13 protein-coding genes are annotated in these 15,735 nt (G+C 61.6%); 7 read left to right on the top strand and 6 right to left on the bottom strand.

The genetic code is table 11. The annotated features are described in order from the left end of the window. Positions 1–11 precede the first annotated feature (11 nt). Positions 12–1,043 carry a signal recognition particle-docking protein FtsY gene (gene ftsY, locus ROE7235_RS06825; protein WP_121093956.1) on the top strand — a complete coding sequence of 344 codons (1,032 nt, stop codon included), beginning with the start codon at positions 12–14 and terminating at the stop codon, positions 1,041–1,043. 25 nt (positions 1,044–1,068) lie between these two features. On the opposite strand, the gene ROE7235_RS06820 is transcribed toward ftsY, so the two are convergent. From ROE7235_RS06820 to lptF, 5 genes are all read right to left on the bottom strand, one after another. Next, positions 1,069–2,304 (bottom strand): peptidylprolyl isomerase, encoded by a 1,236-nt coding sequence (locus ROE7235_RS06820; protein ID WP_183073371.1) that lies wholly within the window; start codon positions 2,302–2,304, stop codon positions 1,069–1,071. Beyond that, the gene (locus ROE7235_RS20785; RefSeq protein WP_281272825.1) at positions 2,297–2,428 is read right to left on the bottom strand and encodes a hypothetical protein; all 132 of its coding nucleotides are present in this window, start codon (positions 2,426–2,428) and stop codon (positions 2,297–2,299) included. Before ROE7235_RS20785 ends, ROE7235_RS06820 begins: the two co-directional genes overlap by 8 nt. Beyond that, positions 2,418–4,523, bottom strand: coding sequence for an LPS-assembly protein LptD (locus tag ROE7235_RS06815; protein WP_183073370.1), 2,106 nt, complete (start codon positions 4,521–4,523; stop codon positions 2,418–2,420). Before ROE7235_RS06815 ends, ROE7235_RS20785 begins: the two co-directional genes overlap by 11 nt. Positions 4,524–4,606: 83 nt before the next feature. Then, positions 4,607–5,701, bottom strand: coding sequence for an LPS export ABC transporter permease LptG (lptG, locus tag ROE7235_RS06810; RefSeq protein ID WP_121093949.1), 1,095 nt, complete (start codon positions 5,699–5,701; stop codon positions 4,607–4,609). Beyond that, entirely contained in the window at positions 5,698–6,798 is a 1,101-nt protein-coding gene (lptF, locus tag ROE7235_RS06805) for an LPS export ABC transporter permease LptF (protein ID WP_183073368.1), read from the bottom strand. Before lptF ends, lptG begins: the two co-directional genes overlap by 4 nt. A gap of 131 nt (positions 6,799–6,929) precedes the next feature. On the opposite strand from lptF, the gene ROE7235_RS06800 reads away from it, so the two are divergent. Both ROE7235_RS06800 and ROE7235_RS06795 read left to right on the top strand, forming a co-directional pair. Then, positions 6,930–8,132 (top strand): cytochrome P450, encoded by a 1,203-nt coding sequence (locus ROE7235_RS06800; RefSeq protein WP_121093947.1) that lies wholly within the window; start codon positions 6,930–6,932, stop codon positions 8,130–8,132. Further along, positions 8,104–9,252 (top strand): hypothetical protein, encoded by a 1,149-nt coding sequence (locus ROE7235_RS06795; protein WP_147434177.1) that lies wholly within the window; start codon positions 8,104–8,106, stop codon positions 9,250–9,252. The genes ROE7235_RS06800 and ROE7235_RS06795 overlap by 29 nt, the downstream gene beginning before the upstream one ends. Before the next feature lie 212 nt (positions 9,253–9,464). Here ROE7235_RS06795 and ROE7235_RS06790 read toward each other — a convergent pair whose 3' ends face one another. Beyond that, positions 9,465–10,883, bottom strand: a complete 1,419-nt coding sequence (locus tag ROE7235_RS06790; RefSeq protein WP_121093943.1) for an MORN repeat-containing protein — start codon at positions 10,881–10,883, stop codon at positions 9,465–9,467. Positions 10,884–11,073: 190 nt separating this feature from the next. Here ROE7235_RS06790 and ROE7235_RS06785 point away from each other — a divergent pair, with 190 nt between their 5' ends. The 4 genes from ROE7235_RS06785 to ROE7235_RS06770 all read left to right on the top strand — a co-directional run bounded on the left by ROE7235_RS06785 (position 11,074) and on the right by ROE7235_RS06770 (position 15,733). Further along, on the top strand, positions 11,074–11,547 hold the full coding sequence (locus ROE7235_RS06785) for a hypothetical protein (protein WP_121093941.1): 474 nt from the start codon (positions 11,074–11,076) through the stop codon (positions 11,545–11,547). A 129-nt stretch (positions 11,548–11,676) separates the two neighbouring features. Further along, the gene (locus tag ROE7235_RS06780) at positions 11,677–13,350 is read left to right on the top strand and encodes an NAD+ synthase (protein ID WP_121093939.1); all 1,674 of its coding nucleotides are present in this window, start codon (positions 11,677–11,679) and stop codon (positions 13,348–13,350) included. 174 nt (positions 13,351–13,524) lie between these two features. Further along, positions 13,525–14,535: an SPOR domain-containing protein gene (locus tag ROE7235_RS06775; protein ID WP_121093937.1), complete on the top strand. Its 1,011-nt coding sequence runs from the start codon at positions 13,525–13,527 to the stop codon at positions 14,533–14,535. A 10-nt stretch (positions 14,536–14,545) separates the two neighbouring features. Continuing rightward, positions 14,546–15,733 carry a D-alanyl-D-alanine carboxypeptidase family protein gene (locus tag ROE7235_RS06770; protein ID WP_121094081.1) on the top strand — a complete coding sequence of 396 codons (1,188 nt, stop codon included), beginning with the start codon at positions 14,546–14,548 and terminating at the stop codon, positions 15,731–15,733. Positions 15,734–15,735: the final 2 nt, after the last annotated feature.

The following is a 15,735-nucleotide window of genomic DNA, read 5'->3' as shown; positions in this document are numbered from 1 at the left end:
GGCCGGATCGCATGTCGTTTTTCAAGAAGCTGAAAGATCGGATGTTCAAGTCTTCCTCGAGGCTGGAGGAAGGGCTGGACGCGCTGGTCGACGAGGCCGCCGACGAGGACGCGCCCGAAAACGCATCCGACAACACTGCGCCCGCCAAACCGGAACCGGGCCTGTTGGGCCGGGTGATCGGCGGGAGTGCGCCGCGCCGGGTGCTCGACGATGACATGCTGGAGCAGTTGGAAGATCTGCTGATCGCCGCCGACATGGGGGTGGACACCGCAGGCCGCGTGACCGCAAATCTGGCCGAGGGGCGGTTTGGACGCAAGATGTCGGTGCCCGAGATCAAATCGGCACTGGCCAGCGAGGTTGCCCGCATCATGGAACCTGTGGCAAAGCCCCTGCCGCTTTACGCCGCCCGCCCGCAGGTGGTGCTGGTCGTGGGTGTGAACGGTGCGGGCAAGACCACCACGATTGGCAAACTGGCCAGCCAGTTCCGTGCCGCCGGAAAATCGGTGATGATCGCGGCGGGCGATACGTTCCGGGCCGCCGCCGTGGAACAGTTGCAGGTCTGGGGGCAGCGCGCCGGTGTTCCGGTACTGACCGCGCCAGAGGGGTCGGACCCCGCAAGCCTTGCACATGACGCATTGGTGCAGGCGCGCACGGAGGGGGTCGATCTGTTGATGATCGACACCGCCGGGCGTTTGCAGAACCGCACCGACCTGATGGAAGAACTGGCGAAAATCCTGCGGGTGCTGCGCAAGCTGGACCCCGACGCGCCGCATAACACGCTTCTGGTTCTGGATGCGACGACGGGGCAGAACGCACTCAACCAGGTCGAGATTTTCCGCAAGCTGGCTGACGTGTCAGGCTTGGTCATGACCAAACTGGACGGCACGGCGCGCGGCGGCGTTCTGGTGGCTTTGGCCGACCGCTTCGGCCTGCCGATTCATGCCATCGGCGTGGGCGAGCAGATTGACGATCTGCAAGCCTTTGACCCTGAAGAGTTTGCTCAGGCCCTGATCGGCGGCGACCTGTCGGGCACCGACGGGTAAACCGTCGGCTCGCCCGCAGAGAACCTCAGTAATCGACAATCACGGTATCGGCGATCAGCTCGTCCAGTTTCAACTGCGCACGCGCGCCCAGTCGGGCGTTGAACAGGCTGTTTTCGATCTGGCTATTGCTGGGGCGCTGTTCCAATTCCAACTCGCGCGCACAGAGCATCAAAACCACAAGATTGCCGTTTTCGACCGTGTTGGCCGAAATCTCGAACCGGTCAAGCCGTGCCAGTTCGACCGCGTCGCTTTGCGGAATGCTCTGCATCAACGCGTCATTGTCGGTGATATACCCGTCAGGCAGGCCAGCCGCGAACGGGTCCAGCGCATTGCAATGTTGCACGCGGGCACGAATTTCTGCCAACCGGGCCAGCGTATCGGGGTTGCGGCCACCCGGCAAAAGCAGACGCTTGTAGGTCAGTTTGACCTGACTTGCGGGAATATCGCGCGTGCTATCCTCGGCGCGCAACTGGAAATAGGCGATGGCCCCGCTAAGCTCAATCGGTCCGACAATCTGACCGGGTACTGCGTTAGACATCGGACCGCTAATCGGACCGGGCAGTTGTTCAAGTGCGACCCAATCCAGCCGCCCTCCTGCGTCCCGGCTGCCAGCCAGCGAATATTCGCGGGCCAAGGCTGAGAATTCTTCTGCACCGCTGGCATCTTCGATCAAGCCCATGATCTGGGCCACCGGCTCTGCATATTGTGGATCTGCGGGCAGAAAGATTTCGGAGATCAGCACCCGCTTCGTGCCGCGGATTGCGGCGACATCGCGGGCGCGTTGAATATCCGTAGTGGTGACGGAAATTGTGCCACCCAATTGCGGGCCGACAATCTTGCGCCACATCAAACCGGCTTCGACAAAGGACATGAAGGCTTCCTGCGACACCCCGCCATCGGCAAGCTCGGCCAGGAACGCCTCTGTCTCCAGATTGGCACGGCTGGCGAATTCGGCCATGCCTTCGGACAATTCATCCGAGGTGATGCGGACACCCTGCCGTTGCGCATAGTCGCGCTGGACGGCCTCTTCGGTCAGGCGCGCAAGTGCCTCTTCCCGCGGGTCGGCCGCGCCTGCGTTCAGAAGCTCCAGAAAGGTAATGCGCTGATCCACATCATATGCGGTGATCACGCGATCTCCCACCTTGCGCACCGGAGAAAACGGGCTTTGAGCCAGCGCCGGTCCTGCTGCGATGTGCAACGCAGCCAGCGTGACAAGGGCCAGACCGAGAAAACTGGCGCGGAAAGACATGGTATTACGCATCTGCATTTGGTCCGTTCTGCTGCGTGGCGCGTCGCAACGCGCTGTGAGTGCTGGGCGGTTCCATTCGGGCATACACCACACGGCGCGCCATGTCATGCCCCGCAACCCGCTTCTCAAAGCCCATCAGAGCACCTTTTTCGTGCGACCGAAGGGTTCCCGCCAATGCCCAGAATATCCACATTCAGGCCAAACCGGGTCGCGGTCGAATTCGTTGTGGCCGAATACTTCCGTTCCACCTGCATGGCCATGCGCAGGCATTCATTTTCATAGTCTAGCCCAAGAGAGGTCCGCGCAGCGCGTTTTTGCGCAATGTCATAGCGCCACCCCACGCGGGCGGTCCAGTTTTCGTCCAGCGCACGGCTCCCGTCGAAGGTCCATTCCGACGCGGTTGCGGGCCGATTTTCAAACGGATCTGCCTCTATGTGCATATAGCTGGTCGAAATGCTGAACGCGTCGGTCGTCCAGTCCAGTTCGATCGCACTGCGCGTCAGGTCAAAGTTATCCGTAAAGAGCGACCGGCTGGACAGGGTCAGCCCCGCAGCCGTGTCTACGCTGGCCGCGAGCAACCAGTCCGATTGCTTGCCCGCAAGCGGGGACGCCGCAGAGAATTGTCCCAGATCACGGTCGCGGATAATCCGCCCCAAGGTGATCGTGCTGGACCACCCGTCCGGGTCGTACCGCGTCCAACTCAGCCCCAGATTGGCGCGCAAACCGGCTTCGCGGGCATCGCCGCCCGCAAAGCGGTCAAAGCTGAACAGGTTGCCCTCGTCCAGTTCCGGCATACGGCTTGTGGCGTTGGGCAGGCCATACAACTTGTCATTGCTCCAGATAACCTGCGCAACCGGCTCTATCACATGGCGAGCGCCGCCTGCACTGGCCCGAACCAGCGGCCAGCGCAATTCGGCCATGACCGACGGACGCAAGCGGGTCGTTGCTGGCGCGAACCCGCTGAGCGCGGGCGCCACGCGGACATGGTCCATCCCAAGGTTCAGGCCAACAGCCCCCAGCACGCCACCGGGCAGAACCGTGTCGCGGCGCCAACGCAGATCCCCTGACAAACGGGCAACGCGTTTGGGGTCGGGACCAAGCGGCTGGCGGCGGCTGTAGCCTTCGGCTTCCAGCCGCAGACGCCCGACACCACCAATTACGGGCATGTCGAACCGTCGGTCATACAGCCCCTGCCCCACAGAATTGGGCAGCGTGGCATTCACGTCCCCCAATCGCAAAGACCGGAATTGCAGTGCCTGCACGCGGATACGCTCGTCACGGCGCACGCGTTCCAGGGTAATATCGCTGACAAGCCGCGACTGGTCGCGGTCGTAATCCTCTAGCAAGCTGCGGTCAGAGGGCTGGATCAGGTTGAAGCTAAGGCTGTAGCCGCGCGGCAGGTCGAAATCACCGACAGCGTATAGCATCCCGCGCAATTCGCCACTGCGGATCGAGTCGCGCGCGATCAGGCCGCCAAGTTCCAGCATCCCGTTGGAAAAGGCCTGCCGGTAGCGGGCTTCCAGGGCATAGGTTCCTTTGGTGCCCAGAAACGGCGTCAGCGTCAGATCCTTATCGGCCGATAACGCGATGAAATAGGGTGCGCGCAGGCCAAGCCCGTGGTCGCTATCCAGCGAAAAGCGCGGGCTGAGAAACCCTGTCGCGCGCTCAAGGCTGGGGTCGGGCACGCGCAGACGTGGGATATAGGCCACGGGCAGACCGAACATGCGAAAGCGCGCACCTTCGAAATAAAGCTGGCGTTCGACGGTATCGTGCACCACGCGGTCGGCGCGCACCTCCCACAAGGGTGTGTTGCGCTCGGGGCAGATTTCGCAGGCGGATGCGACGACATTGTTCATCTCTGTGAACCGCTCGGAGCGGCGCTCGACCGTTGTGGCGGCAATCTGCAACTGCTGTTCCAACACGACACGCGCCGACCGTATCAGGCCAAGCCGCAGCCCCTCGCGCAGTTCCGCGCTGTCTGCCAATAAAACGGTGCCTGACCCTTCGGACAAGACCAGCGGCCCGGTGATCTGCATGCCCCCGCTGGCACGGTCATAAACAATGCGCTCGGCGGTTACACGCGACTCGCCGAAAAACGCCTCGACATTTCCTTCAGCGATCAACCGGTTCGGGCCATCCAGATACAGACGGTCTGCCAGAAGCGTTGCAAATCCGGCGTCTTGCTGTGCAGACGCGGGCGACGCGGTAACCACCGGCAGGGCTGCGGACACTAGGACAGCACAAACACACGCCAAAATGCGCCCCAGACCGAAGCCCAGACTCGTCCGGCGTGGCTTTGGCGGCGCGGGCCGCATTAGCTTTCCTCCAGATTCAGCATAACGCCCATGGCAAGTAGCATCGTCGCAACTGGCAGCCCCCACGCAGCAAGCACCACGGGAATCTGCCCGGTCTCCCCCAAGACCTGCGCAAAGTTACGCAAAAAGAACAGGGTAAATCCAGAGAGAATCGTGACGAGCGACCGAATTCCCACGCCCCCCGATCGTGCATGATGTATGCTGAGCGCCAAAGCCAACAACATCATGCCTGTCAGAAGCACTGGCAAGGCCAGTTCCATCTGCAATCGCATTCTGTGTTCGAGCGCCGAAAATCCCGCACGCTCCAGCGCGGCAATGAATTCGGGAAGCTGGAACAGCGGAATAGTGCGGGCCTGCGCAAAGCTGTCGCGAATTTTTTCCGGCGTAAGGTCGGTGGGAACGGCCAGCGTGTCCAGCGTGCGGGCCTGCGCCTCTGGATTCAGGTGCGACATCTGCCAACGCTTGACGCCGCTTAACTGCCATGCGCCGGGGCGCAGATCGGCGCGCGCCGCACGCAGGCGAACCGACAGACCGCGCTCGGGGTGGAACACGAAAAAGCTGGCATCGAATAAGACGGTGCCTGTTGCCTCGGCCCGCGGGGCATGGATCACGGTCTGGCCGAGCGTATCAGCTTGCCGCAACCACAATTCATCGCCGGAAAAGGCCACCACCGCGCCAGTGCCGCCTTGTAGCGCGGACAGGCTGCGCTGATATTCGCGCGCAGAACTGGCAACCAGCGGGTTCATAACCGCGACGAACCCGACAGCCGCAAGCAACAACGCCAGGGCCGGCAGCGCAAGCAAGCGGGGCACCGACCGCCCCGCCGCCCGGATCACCACGAATTCGGAACTGCGCGACCAGCCAAGACCTAGCCAGAGCGCCGCCAGCATCATGACCAACGGTGCGATCTCATAGAACGCCTCTGGCGCATTCAGCAGCGACAATCGCAGCGCCGCACCAAAGCCCGCGTCAAGCCCCGCCAATCGTCTTAGCTGCTCGACCATATCCAGCAGCAATATCATCCCAAGGAACACCCCGGACACCATTGCAGCGGTCACGAGCAGACGCTTCAGGAAATAGCGCTCCAGGATCATGCTCGACCCTTCCGGCGCGCGGCCCAGTACAGCATGGCCGCCACCACGGCCAAGCCTGCAACCACCGGCGCAAATGCCAGAAACGCGGCATCGGCGCTGCGCAGCGCCACGCCCGCCGAGGCATTGGCCAGAAGCTGGATCAGCGCAAGCACAATGATGCCCGCCAAGACCTGACGCCATGCGCCCAACCGGCTGAATTGCCCTAAAAACAACGCGGCAAACCCGACAAGCGCGGTAATGACCGCCAGTAGCGGCTGCGCCACGCGAGAGGCCAATTCGAACCGCACCTCAGCCAGTGTCAAACCCATCGCCGCGCGCGTCCGGTCATCGACAGCAAGCAGCGCCGATGTCGGCAATTCCACAACATCAACACGGCGGGTATCTGGCGCGATGAGCGCGCCGATATCGTAGGTCAGTTCATCGAAGCTGATGGTTGTCAGCCTGTCCTCGGCTTTGGTGTAGGCCAGCGCCACACCATCCAGCATGACCAGAACCGCGCTGTCGGCCCCCGTGACAAGAAGCGCTTGGGACGCATTGTATTCGACCGTACGGGCGGGGTCGCGCCCGTCCGACAGGAACACATCAAGCAGCGTGCCATCTTCTGCAATTTCGCGGATGAACACCACGATCCGGTCGGTCGGTTGCAGGAATTCGCCCGCACGCAGAAGCCTTGCGCTGATATTGCCCGCAATCGCCACCTGACGTTCTGCAAGTTGCGCGCGTGACATCGGGCTGAGGACGTGCATCAACACGCCCAGCATCAGCGCCACGACCAGCCCGAACAGGGCGACAGGGCGCAATAGCCGGGCAAAGGACAGGCCGGTGCCTTGCAACACAACAAGTTCGTTGTCACGCGTCATGCGGATGGCGACATAGACGGCGGCGGCAAAGGCAGACAGCGGCAGCACCACGCGAAACACGTTCGGCAGGGTCAGCGCGGAAAGCTCCAGAAACACCCAGAAGCTTTGCCCCCCGCCGACAACAGCGTCGAACAGGCGTGCCGCGCGGTTGACCCAATACACCGCCACCAGCACCAGCGTGAAAAACGCGAATACGGACAAAAGCTGTCCCAGCAGGTATCGGTCAATGCGGCTCACGCGAGGGGGCGTCCTTCGGAAGTACTTTCCGGACCTTAACGGCAAAGGCAGTCGATTGCCACGCCGAAGCGGGCGCACGGGCTTGTCGGGGGCGAAAATGTCGCTCAATCTGGCGGGCAGGAGGATTAACCATGCCAGCGACCGCGCTCTTCGACCTTGCCGCCCCGCCGGCGGGCTTTTTGGAAGACCCTTTCCCGACCTATGCGACCTTGCTGCGCGACACACCGGTTCTGCGGCTGCCCGATGGGTCCGTGCTGCTGTCGCGCCATGCCGATCTGGACATGGTGTATCGCGACACTGCGCGGTTTTCGTCGGACAAGCAGGCAATGTTCGCGCCGGTTTTCGGGCGGGACGCGGCCCTCTACACGCATCACACCAACTCGCTGGTGTTCAACGATCCGCCCTTGCACACGCGGGTGCGCAAGATCATGGCCTCTGCCCTGACCCCGCGCGCGATTGCACGGATGGAGCCGGGGCTGGTGGCCACGGTCGATGCGCTACTGGACCGCATGGGACCGCGCGTGGACCTGATCGAAGAGTTTGCCTCGGCGATTCCGGTAGAGATTATCGGCAACCTGCTGGACGTGCCGCATGACGAACGCGGCCCCTTGCGCGACTGGTCGCTGGCGATCCTCGGCGCGCTGGAACCGGCACCGGGGCCAGAGGTGCTGGCGCGCGGGAACACCGCTGTGACTGAGTTTACCGCCTATCTGGAAGGGCTGGTCGCGCGGCGGCGCACGGCCCCCGGCGACCCGGAGGTGGATGTGCTGACGCGGCTCATCATGGGCACCCGCGAGGGGGAAACCCTGTCGGAAACAGAGCTATTGCAGAATTGCATCTTCATCCTGAACGCGGGACATGAAACGACGACCAACCTGATCGGCAACACGCTTGCGCTGCTGGATGATTTTCCCGACGCGCGGGCGCGGTTGCTAGACGCGCCGGAGTTGATCGCGCCCACGATAGAGGAATGCCTGCGGTATCTCTCGCCCAATCAGTTCGGCAACCGGCAGGCGGTGGAGGATGTCGAGATCGGCGGGGTCGCAGTGCCAGCGGGCACGGTGCTGCACCTGTGCATAGGGGCCGCGAACCGCGACCCGGCGGTGTTCGACGCGCCTGAGACGTTCGACATAACCCGCAAACCGAACCGGCATCTGGCTTTTGCAGGCGGCCCGCATGTCTGCGTCGGGCTGACCTTGGCCCGGCTGGAAGGGAAAGTGGCCGTCAGCCGCTTTCTGGCGCGGTATCCCCGGTATCGACTAGAGGGCGCACGGGTCCCGGGCGGGCGGATACGGTTCCGGGGCTATGCGCGGTTGGAGGGGCTGGTGGGGTGAAGTGGTGGCATCTGCTTCTTGGTTTGTTTTCATACTAAGACGCGAAGAGCCCGCTAAGACGCGAAGAGCCCGAAGCGCCTTTATCTTGAAATTTTTGCAACCCGTTTATAAGATCTCAGTCGAAAATATAGAGGCCAACATGCACGATTCGGGCTTTGATAAACCGAGAAACCGCAGCTACCGTGAATTGATCGAAGTTTTTCTTAGTAACAGCTTGCGCGTGCCCAAAAATGCGCGATGGGCGCTCCGAACTATCGAAGAAAACTCACAGAAGATCCTTTTTACCAGAGCTATGCTTAAATTAGCAGCAAAGCTATCCGAAGATCAAGGCCTGCATCCATCCGACGACAACGCATCTGATTTTCTTGAAAAAGCTCACATCATTGCATCAAATATCACTGACTCATTCGGCGCATATCACACCTCAGAAAGTCTTGCAGAATTTTCAGACAACGAAGCTATCAAGTATTTTAGAATGACATGCGAGTTGAACCCGCAAAGCCTTCTAAAAGAGGCGAGCGAAAATGGACGGATGAACGTTCGGATCGATGATCTCGAATGTGGTATTCGGGAGTATCTCGAAAGCGAGTTTCGTAGTGCATATGTTGATCGCATCTTGCTCGCTTGCTTAACCGAAGCGGAGATCGTAAAATATATTAACTATGTATTGTCTCCTAATTTTTTCACCAAGAAAAGTATTTTCCAAAACTACCAAAAATCAGTGTTTGGAACATGGTTTACTAACAGTCTGATTGCACTTAGTGGAAGTGGGATTGGCATTGCTCTTGTACTTGCTGCATCAAACTATATTGACTTGTTCCCAGAAATGCTTGGTAGCGTTCTTATAAATATTATGATCATTGGGTTTTGCTTCTTTACTGTAAGCAGCGCGATTGTCACGTATTTGAACCGCGCTCAGATTCGGAAACCGGGTGAAATGATGGAAAATACGATTAGCGCGATGTCAAACTTCTATGCTGAATTTCATGATTCCACTCTCATTAGCGTCCCACATTTTCGAAATCGTGTAGATGAACTTAAAAAAGAGGGCGTTGTATGGCCTCAGCCAATGTGGACAATTCTAGATGATCTCAACAAGCGGGAGATTCTGTTCATATGATTTGGGTTTATATTGATCTAATAGACGAAAATCGGTGTTCAAGCTCAAAAGGCAGCCAATGTGCATGTTGCTCTGCGCCAAAGATATATGGCAGTAAACTAACGCTGTGTCAGCCATCGCTGCCTTAGAATATGATATTCTGCCCGCTTGATGGAAACACGTTCGCATCATAACAAAACAGCGGATGAGGGTCTTGCGGCCATCCGCTGACCTCATTCCCCATCCCGCACCGTCATCACGCCGTCTTGCCAGTCGCCCGTCAGCACTTCGCCGGTCGCGTAGCGCAGCACCCCAGTGCCGTCGCGCTGGCCGTTCACGAACTCGCCTTCATAGACATCGCCCGTCGCATAGGTCGCAACCCCGCTGCCGGTGATGTCACCCGCCTGCCAGTCGCCTTCATACACGAACCCGTCCGCCAGCACGATGCGGCCTTGCCCGTCGCGCAGCCCTTCGACGAATTCGCCGGTATAGACAGAGCCGTCGGGATAGGTCATCTCGCCCTGCCCGTGCAGCTCGCCGCCCTTGAACGCGCCGGTATAGACGCGGCCATCGGCAAAGGTCATGACGCCCTGCCCTTCGGCGAGCCCCTGCACATGTTCGCCCTCATAGGTGGACCCGTCGGCAAAGGTCGCGCGGCCCTGCCCGTGGAACTGCCCGTCCAGCCAAGCGCCCTCATAGGTCGCGCCATCGGCATAGGTGATGCGGCCTTGCCCGTCGGGCAGGCCCGCGCGGAACTGGCCGACATATTCGGACCCGTCAGGCTGCACCAACCGCCCGTCGCCCGCGATTTGCCCCGCGACCCAAGTGCCCTCGTAGAGGTAGCCATCCTCGCCGGTCAAACGCCCTTGGCCGTCGCGTTGGTCATTGACGAACTGCCCTTCGAACACCAGCCCGTCGGCCTGTTCCACCCGCGCTTCGCCCTGCCGCATGCCGTTCTGGAAGCCACCGGTATAGACATCGCCATTGGCCTGCGTCAGCACGCCCTGTCCGTGCAATTCGCCTTCCTGCCAGTCACCCTCGTAGCGCACACCGTCGGGGCGGGTCAGCGTTCCGGTGCCGTGGCGCAGATCGGCCTGCATCTGGCCCTCATAAACCGCGCCGTCGGGATAGGCGATGCGCCCCTGCCCTTCGCGCGCACCGGCAACCCATGTGCCGGTATAGGCATAGCCGTCCTCGCGCGTCAGCGTGCCCTCGCCTTCGGGCTGGCCGTTGACAAAGGCACCCTCGTAGACCGCGCCATTGGCAAAGACACGGCGGCCCTGCCCCGTGATAGCGCCTTCGACCCAGTCGCCCTGATAGGTGGAGCCGTCCGCGAAGGTCATCATGCCCTGTCCTTCGGGCCGACCGGCAGCGAACTGGCCCTCATAGACCGCGCCGGACGGATAGCGCGCCACGCCCTGTCCGCTGATCTGCCCATCGACCCATTCGCCGGTATATTCGAACCCGTTGGGCAGCCGGTATGTGCCTTGGCCGTGTTGCAGGCCGTCGCGGAACTCGCCCTCGTATATGCCGCCATCCTCATATTGGCGGGTCAGAACGCCGTCCGTCTGCGCATTGGCAGGCGCAAAGACGGGTGCGGACAAGACGAGCGCGGCAGCAAACGCGCGCGCAAGGGCAGTGCTGGAAGCCATGACGCGAAATTCCCCCTAGGATTTTGGGGCAAGCCTAGTCGGGGGGTGGCAGGCGCGCAAGGGGGAAGGACCGGACATGGCGGGGCGATGAACCCCTGTGCCCGGCAAAGTTTTGTCACGAAAACGCCATATCCACGCCCCGTTCAAGTGCAACCTTACCGGTTCCTATTTCTGTGCTCGAGGACGACATATGCGGGATTCGACGGCCGACACCCTGCTAATGGGCCTATGGACGGACGAAACCGGCGCCGTCACTGTCGATTGGGTGGTGTTGAGCGCGGCTGCGCTCGGGGTCGGGTTAAGTGCCGCTCTGACGGTCGGCAGGGGCACCGCCACCTTGGGCAACAGAATAAACGCGTCGATCCCATCGGTTGATCTGCAAAGTCTGGGTTATTCCTTTTTGTCCCTGACCGACGCGCAACAAGCCTTTGTTTTGGGCAACCTCGAGCGGCGGACAGACCTTCAGGTAGCCGAAACGGCGCTCAACATGACAACGAGCTTTCTGGCGCATATGGCCGCAGGTGATCTGGAAAGCGCCGCCGCCGACATAGACCGCCGCCACCTGAACCAGACGGTGCTGGACCAGCGCGGGCTGGATGCGGCAGCCGGATCTTTGACCGTTGCAGAGATGCAGGATCTGTATGCCGCCGCTGGAGGTGAGTAGCATAGCTTTGTGGCCGTCCCGCACAGGGTTTGCCGCCATAATTGACGCATGGGTCACAGGCTACTGGGTCTTTCCTTGCCAAACCAACATGATATGTGAAGCGAAAGATGCCAGCACAGGCCGCCGATCATGCCCGACCATTTCCGTTTGACCCTTGCGCAACTCAACCCGTCCTTGGGCGATCTGGCGGGCAATGCCGCCAAGGCCCGTGCCGCGTGGGAACAGGCCAAAGCCGAGGGCGCGGATATGGTTGCCCTGCCGGAAATGTTCCTGTCGGGCTACCAGACGCAGGACTTGGTGCAACGCCCGGCGTTTCTGGCCGATCTGCGCGCCGCGCTGGATGGGTTGGCGCGCGACTGCACTGACGGGCCGTTGATGGGGATCGGCCTGCCGATGGCCGAAGCGGACGCGCTTTACAACTGCTGGGTTGTGCTGGGCGGGGGCAGCCTGCGCGCGGTCATCCGCAAGCACCATCTGCCCAATGAACAGGTGTTCGACGAGCACCGCATTTTCACCTCTGGCGACATATCCGGCCCGTTCAAGGCGGGCGATCTGCGCATTGGCACCCCGATCTGCGAGGATGCTTGGCACGAGGACGTGGCCGAAGCGCAAGCCGAATCCGGGGCAGAGATGCTGCTGGTCCCCAACGGGTCGCCCTATGCGCGGGGCCGCTACGACACCCGCATGTCCCATATGGTCGCGCGGGTGATTGAGACGGGGCTGCCGCTGGTTTATCTGAACCTTGTCGGCGGGCAGGACGATCAGGTCTTCGACGGCGCCAGTTTCGTGCTGAACTCTGGTGGCAAGCTTGCAGTGCAACTGCCCGCGCATGAAGAGGCGGTTGTCACCGTCGATTTCAACAGAACGGCCAGCGGCTGGCAGGCAGAGACTGGACCGCGCGCGCCCCTGCCCGACGATCTGGCGCAGGATTACCGCACGATGTGCACGGGCTTGGGCGATTACCTGCGCAAATCAGGGTTTTCCAAGGTGGTTTTGGGCTTGTCGGGCGGGATCGATTCTGCGCTTGTCGCCACCATCGCCGCCGACACGCTTGGCCCCGAAAACGTGCAATGCGTGATGCTGCCTTCGGAATACACCTCGGCTGCCAGTTTGTCGGATGCCGCCGATCAGGCCCGCCGCTTGGGTTGCAAGCTGGACGAGGTCAGCATTGCAGGCCCGCGCCGCGCCATGACAGAGGCGCTTGCGCCGCTTTTTGCGGGGCTGGCAGAGGATGTGACCGAAGAAAACCTGCAATCGCGCCTGCGCGGCACCATCCTGATGGCGATTTCCAACAAGACCGGCGCGATGCTGCTGACCACCGGCAACAAGTCTGAGGTCGCGGTGGGGTATGCCACGATTTATGGCGACATGAACGGCGGCTATAACCCCATCAAAGACCTGTATAAAACGCGGGTGTTCGATATCTGCCGCTGGCGCAACGCCAATCACGCGCCGTGGATGAAAGCACCCGAGGGCGAGGTCATCGTGCCCGCAATCATCGACAAGCCCCCGTCGGCGGAGTTGCGCGCCGACCAGCGCGACGATGACAGTCTGCCGCCCTATGATGTGCTGGACCCGATCCTAGAAGGGTTGGTGGACAATGACCTCTCTGTCGCCGATCTGGTGGCGCGCGGCTTTGCCCGCGAGACGGTCGAGCAGATCGCCCATCTGATACAGATCGCGGAATGGAAGCGGTTTCAATCCGCCCCCGGCCCACGTCTGAGCCTGCGTGCGTTCTGGCTAGACCGCCGCTACCCGATGGTCAATCGTTGGCGCGACCGCTCGGGGGCATCCCAGTCATGACCCCTCGCCAGACTTCTTGGGTCGGGCGGTCTATTGCGCAAATGAATCACAAGACGGTTTATGCCGCCTTGCAGGGCTGTTCTTGGCAGCAAATTGGCGTATAAAACGCCCAAGCGCGGAATTGCAGCCCCAAGCCACCGTCAGAGTGGCCGCCCGATGCAAGAAAGAGGCAGAATGTCAGGTATCAGAGTAGCAGGTTTTTCAGTTGTCCTTTGCCTTGGCCTGTCGGCCTGCATGCAGGGAGCAGGGGGCATCCAGTCCTCTCCCGGCACCAACGCGCAGCCGTCAGGTGCGGCCGTTGAACGGGATGTCGAAGCACCCGGCGTGTTTTCCGAACGCGACAACGGATTGTGGGATGGTCGCCCGTCGCTGGGCGGGGTCTGGGTCGCGCATCCCGATGTCGATGCGCCCGAACGCGTCATCATTCGTAACACGGAATCGGGGCGCGAAACCATCGGCGCGCTGTTCAAGCGCGAGCGGATGAACCCCGGCCCGGTATTCCAGGTCTCTGCCGAGGCGGCGAGCGCCGTTGGTATGCTGGCAGGCGCGCCCACCGCGCTTGAAGTCGTGGCCCTGCGCACCGAAGAGGTGCAGGCCGCGCCAGAGCCAGAGCCAGCACCCGAAGCCGAAGTTGCCGAGGTCGCGGCACCCGCGCCGCAAACAGCCCCGGAACCGGCTCCGCAGTCTGCACCGCAGACAGATGCCGACGCGCCGGAAGGGTCAGCACCGGCAGACACCCTGATCGCGGTGCCAGAGGACGAAGAACCGCCCAAACGCGGTTTCTTTGCCCGGCTGTTCGGGCGCGACACGCCCGCCGAAGACGAGATCACCACCGCCCCGCTGGACGCGATGACACCGCAAACGCCCGCGATACCGGCTGCACCCGGCGCGCCGCCGCCCATGCCCACACCGCTTGCGGGCAATACGGCCCCCGCCCCTGCGACCAGCCAGCTTGATCGTGCGTTCATTCAGATCGGTATTTTCAGCGTTGAATCCAACGCGACCGGGGCTGCAAGCACCATGCGAAACGCCGGATTGTCGGCCAGTGTCAAACCCGGCAGCACGCAAGGCAACGCATTCTGGCGGGTTGTTGTCGGACCGGCCGCAAGCACCGCCGAACGCCGCGAGATGCTTGCTCAGGTCAAGAAACTTGGCTTTGCCGATGCCTATGCCGTCCGCCGATAAAGGAGCCTTCATGATCCGTCCCTTCGCCAAGAGCGCCCTGATTGCCGCTATATTCCTCGCGTTCGGCGCGTCCGCGCATGCGCAGGATGGGCCGGGCGGATTTTCGACCCGCGCCACATCCGCCTATGTGGTCGATCTGGGGACCGGCACCGTATTGTTGAGCAAGAATGCCGACGAGCCATTGCCCCCCGCTTCTATGTCCAAGCTGATGACGCTGGAGATGCTGTTCGAGGCGATCAAAGAAGGTCGCGTGGCATTGGACACTCCGTTTTCGGTGTCGCAACGCGCGTATCAGATGGGCGGCTCGCGCATGTTTCTGGAAATGCGCGACCGGCCCACGGCGGAAGAGCTGATCCGTGGGATCGCCATCCTGTCGGGCAATGATGCCGCCGTGGTGGTGGCCGAAGGGCTTGCAGGCACGGAAGATGCCTATGCCCGCCTTGCGACGCAGCGCGCCCGCGAACTGGGCATGGACAATACCACGATTACCAATGCGTCCGGCTGGCCCGACGCGAACCACCTGATGTCCAAGCGTGATCTGGTCACGCTGGCATCCTATATGCTGCGCGAACACCCGGAATTTTATCACTATTTTGCGGAACGTAGCTTCACATGGAACGGGATCGAGCAAGATAACCGCGTGCCGCTGCTGGATGCGGGCATCGGGTTGGACGGGCTGAAAACCGGGTTCACATCGGCTGCGGGTTATTCGCTGACCGGGTCTGCACGGCAAGGCAACCGGCGGATCGTGTTTGCCTATGGCGGGCTCGACAGCCCTGCCGCGCGGGTGCAAGAGGCGGAATCGATCGTCAACTGGGCGTTTCGTCAATTTGCCGAAGTGACCGTTGCCGAAGCCGGAAGCGTTCTGGCGCAAGCCCCCGTCTGGCTGGGAGAGGCGGCCAGCATACCGCTGGTCGTCGCGGAAGATGCACAAGCACTGGTGCCCGCCATCGGTGCAAGCACTCTGGATGCCCGCGTTGAATATGACGCCCCGTTGCCCGCCCCGATTGCCCAAGGCGACGTGCTGGGCAAACTGGTTGTGGAACTGCCTGAAATGGACGCGATCAGCTTTGATCTGGTCGCCGGCGCGGATGTCGCTGAGGGTGGTTTCATGGTGCGCGCGCAAGCGGCCGCGCTGCGGTTGATCGCATTGGCGCGCGGTGAAGTCGAGGACGAGACCGAAACGGCACTGAACTGAGC

It is taken from the genome of Roseinatronobacter ekhonensis (assembly GCF_900499075.1).
Taxonomy (GTDB): Bacteria; Pseudomonadota; Alphaproteobacteria; order Rhodobacterales; family Rhodobacteraceae; genus Roseinatronobacter; species Roseinatronobacter ekhonensis.
The sequence above is the reverse complement of the archived record's forward strand: the minus strand, read 5'-3'. Positions and strand labels throughout refer to the sequence as shown.

Bases quoted from the DNA above. Each gene is read 5' to 3' on its own strand.
- ftsY (WP_121093956.1), top strand. From the start codon at position 12: ATGTCGTTTTTCAAGAAGCTGAAAGATCGGATGTTCAAGTCTTCCTCG.
- ROE7235_RS06820 (WP_183073371.1), bottom strand. From the start codon at position 2,304: ATGCGTAATACCATGTCTTTCCGCGCCAGTTTTCTCGGTCTGGCCCTT.
- ROE7235_RS20785 (WP_281272825.1), bottom strand. From the start codon at position 2,428: ATGGGCTTTGAGAAGCGGGTTGCGGGGCATGACATGGCGCGCCGTGTG.
- lptG (WP_121093949.1), bottom strand. From the start codon at position 5,701: ATGATCCTGGAGCGCTATTTCCTGAAGCGTCTGCTCGTGACCGCTGCA.
- ROE7235_RS06800 (WP_121093947.1), top strand. From the start codon at position 6,930: ATGCCAGCGACCGCGCTCTTCGACCTTGCCGCCCCGCCGGCGGGCTTT.
- ROE7235_RS06795 (WP_147434177.1), top strand. From the start codon at position 8,104: ATGCGCGGTTGGAGGGGCTGGTGGGGTGAAGTGGTGGCATCTGCTTCT.
- ROE7235_RS06790 (WP_121093943.1), bottom strand. From the start codon at position 10,883: ATGGCTTCCAGCACTGCCCTTGCGCGCGCGTTTGCTGCCGCGCTCGTC.
- ROE7235_RS06785 (WP_121093941.1), top strand. From the start codon at position 11,074: ATGCGGGATTCGACGGCCGACACCCTGCTAATGGGCCTATGGACGGAC.
- ROE7235_RS06780 (WP_121093939.1), top strand. From the start codon at position 11,677: ATGCCCGACCATTTCCGTTTGACCCTTGCGCAACTCAACCCGTCCTTG.
- ROE7235_RS06775 (WP_121093937.1), top strand. From the start codon at position 13,525: ATGTCAGGTATCAGAGTAGCAGGTTTTTCAGTTGTCCTTTGCCTTGGC.
- ROE7235_RS06770 (WP_121094081.1), top strand. From the start codon at position 14,546: ATGATCCGTCCCTTCGCCAAGAGCGCCCTGATTGCCGCTATATTCCTC.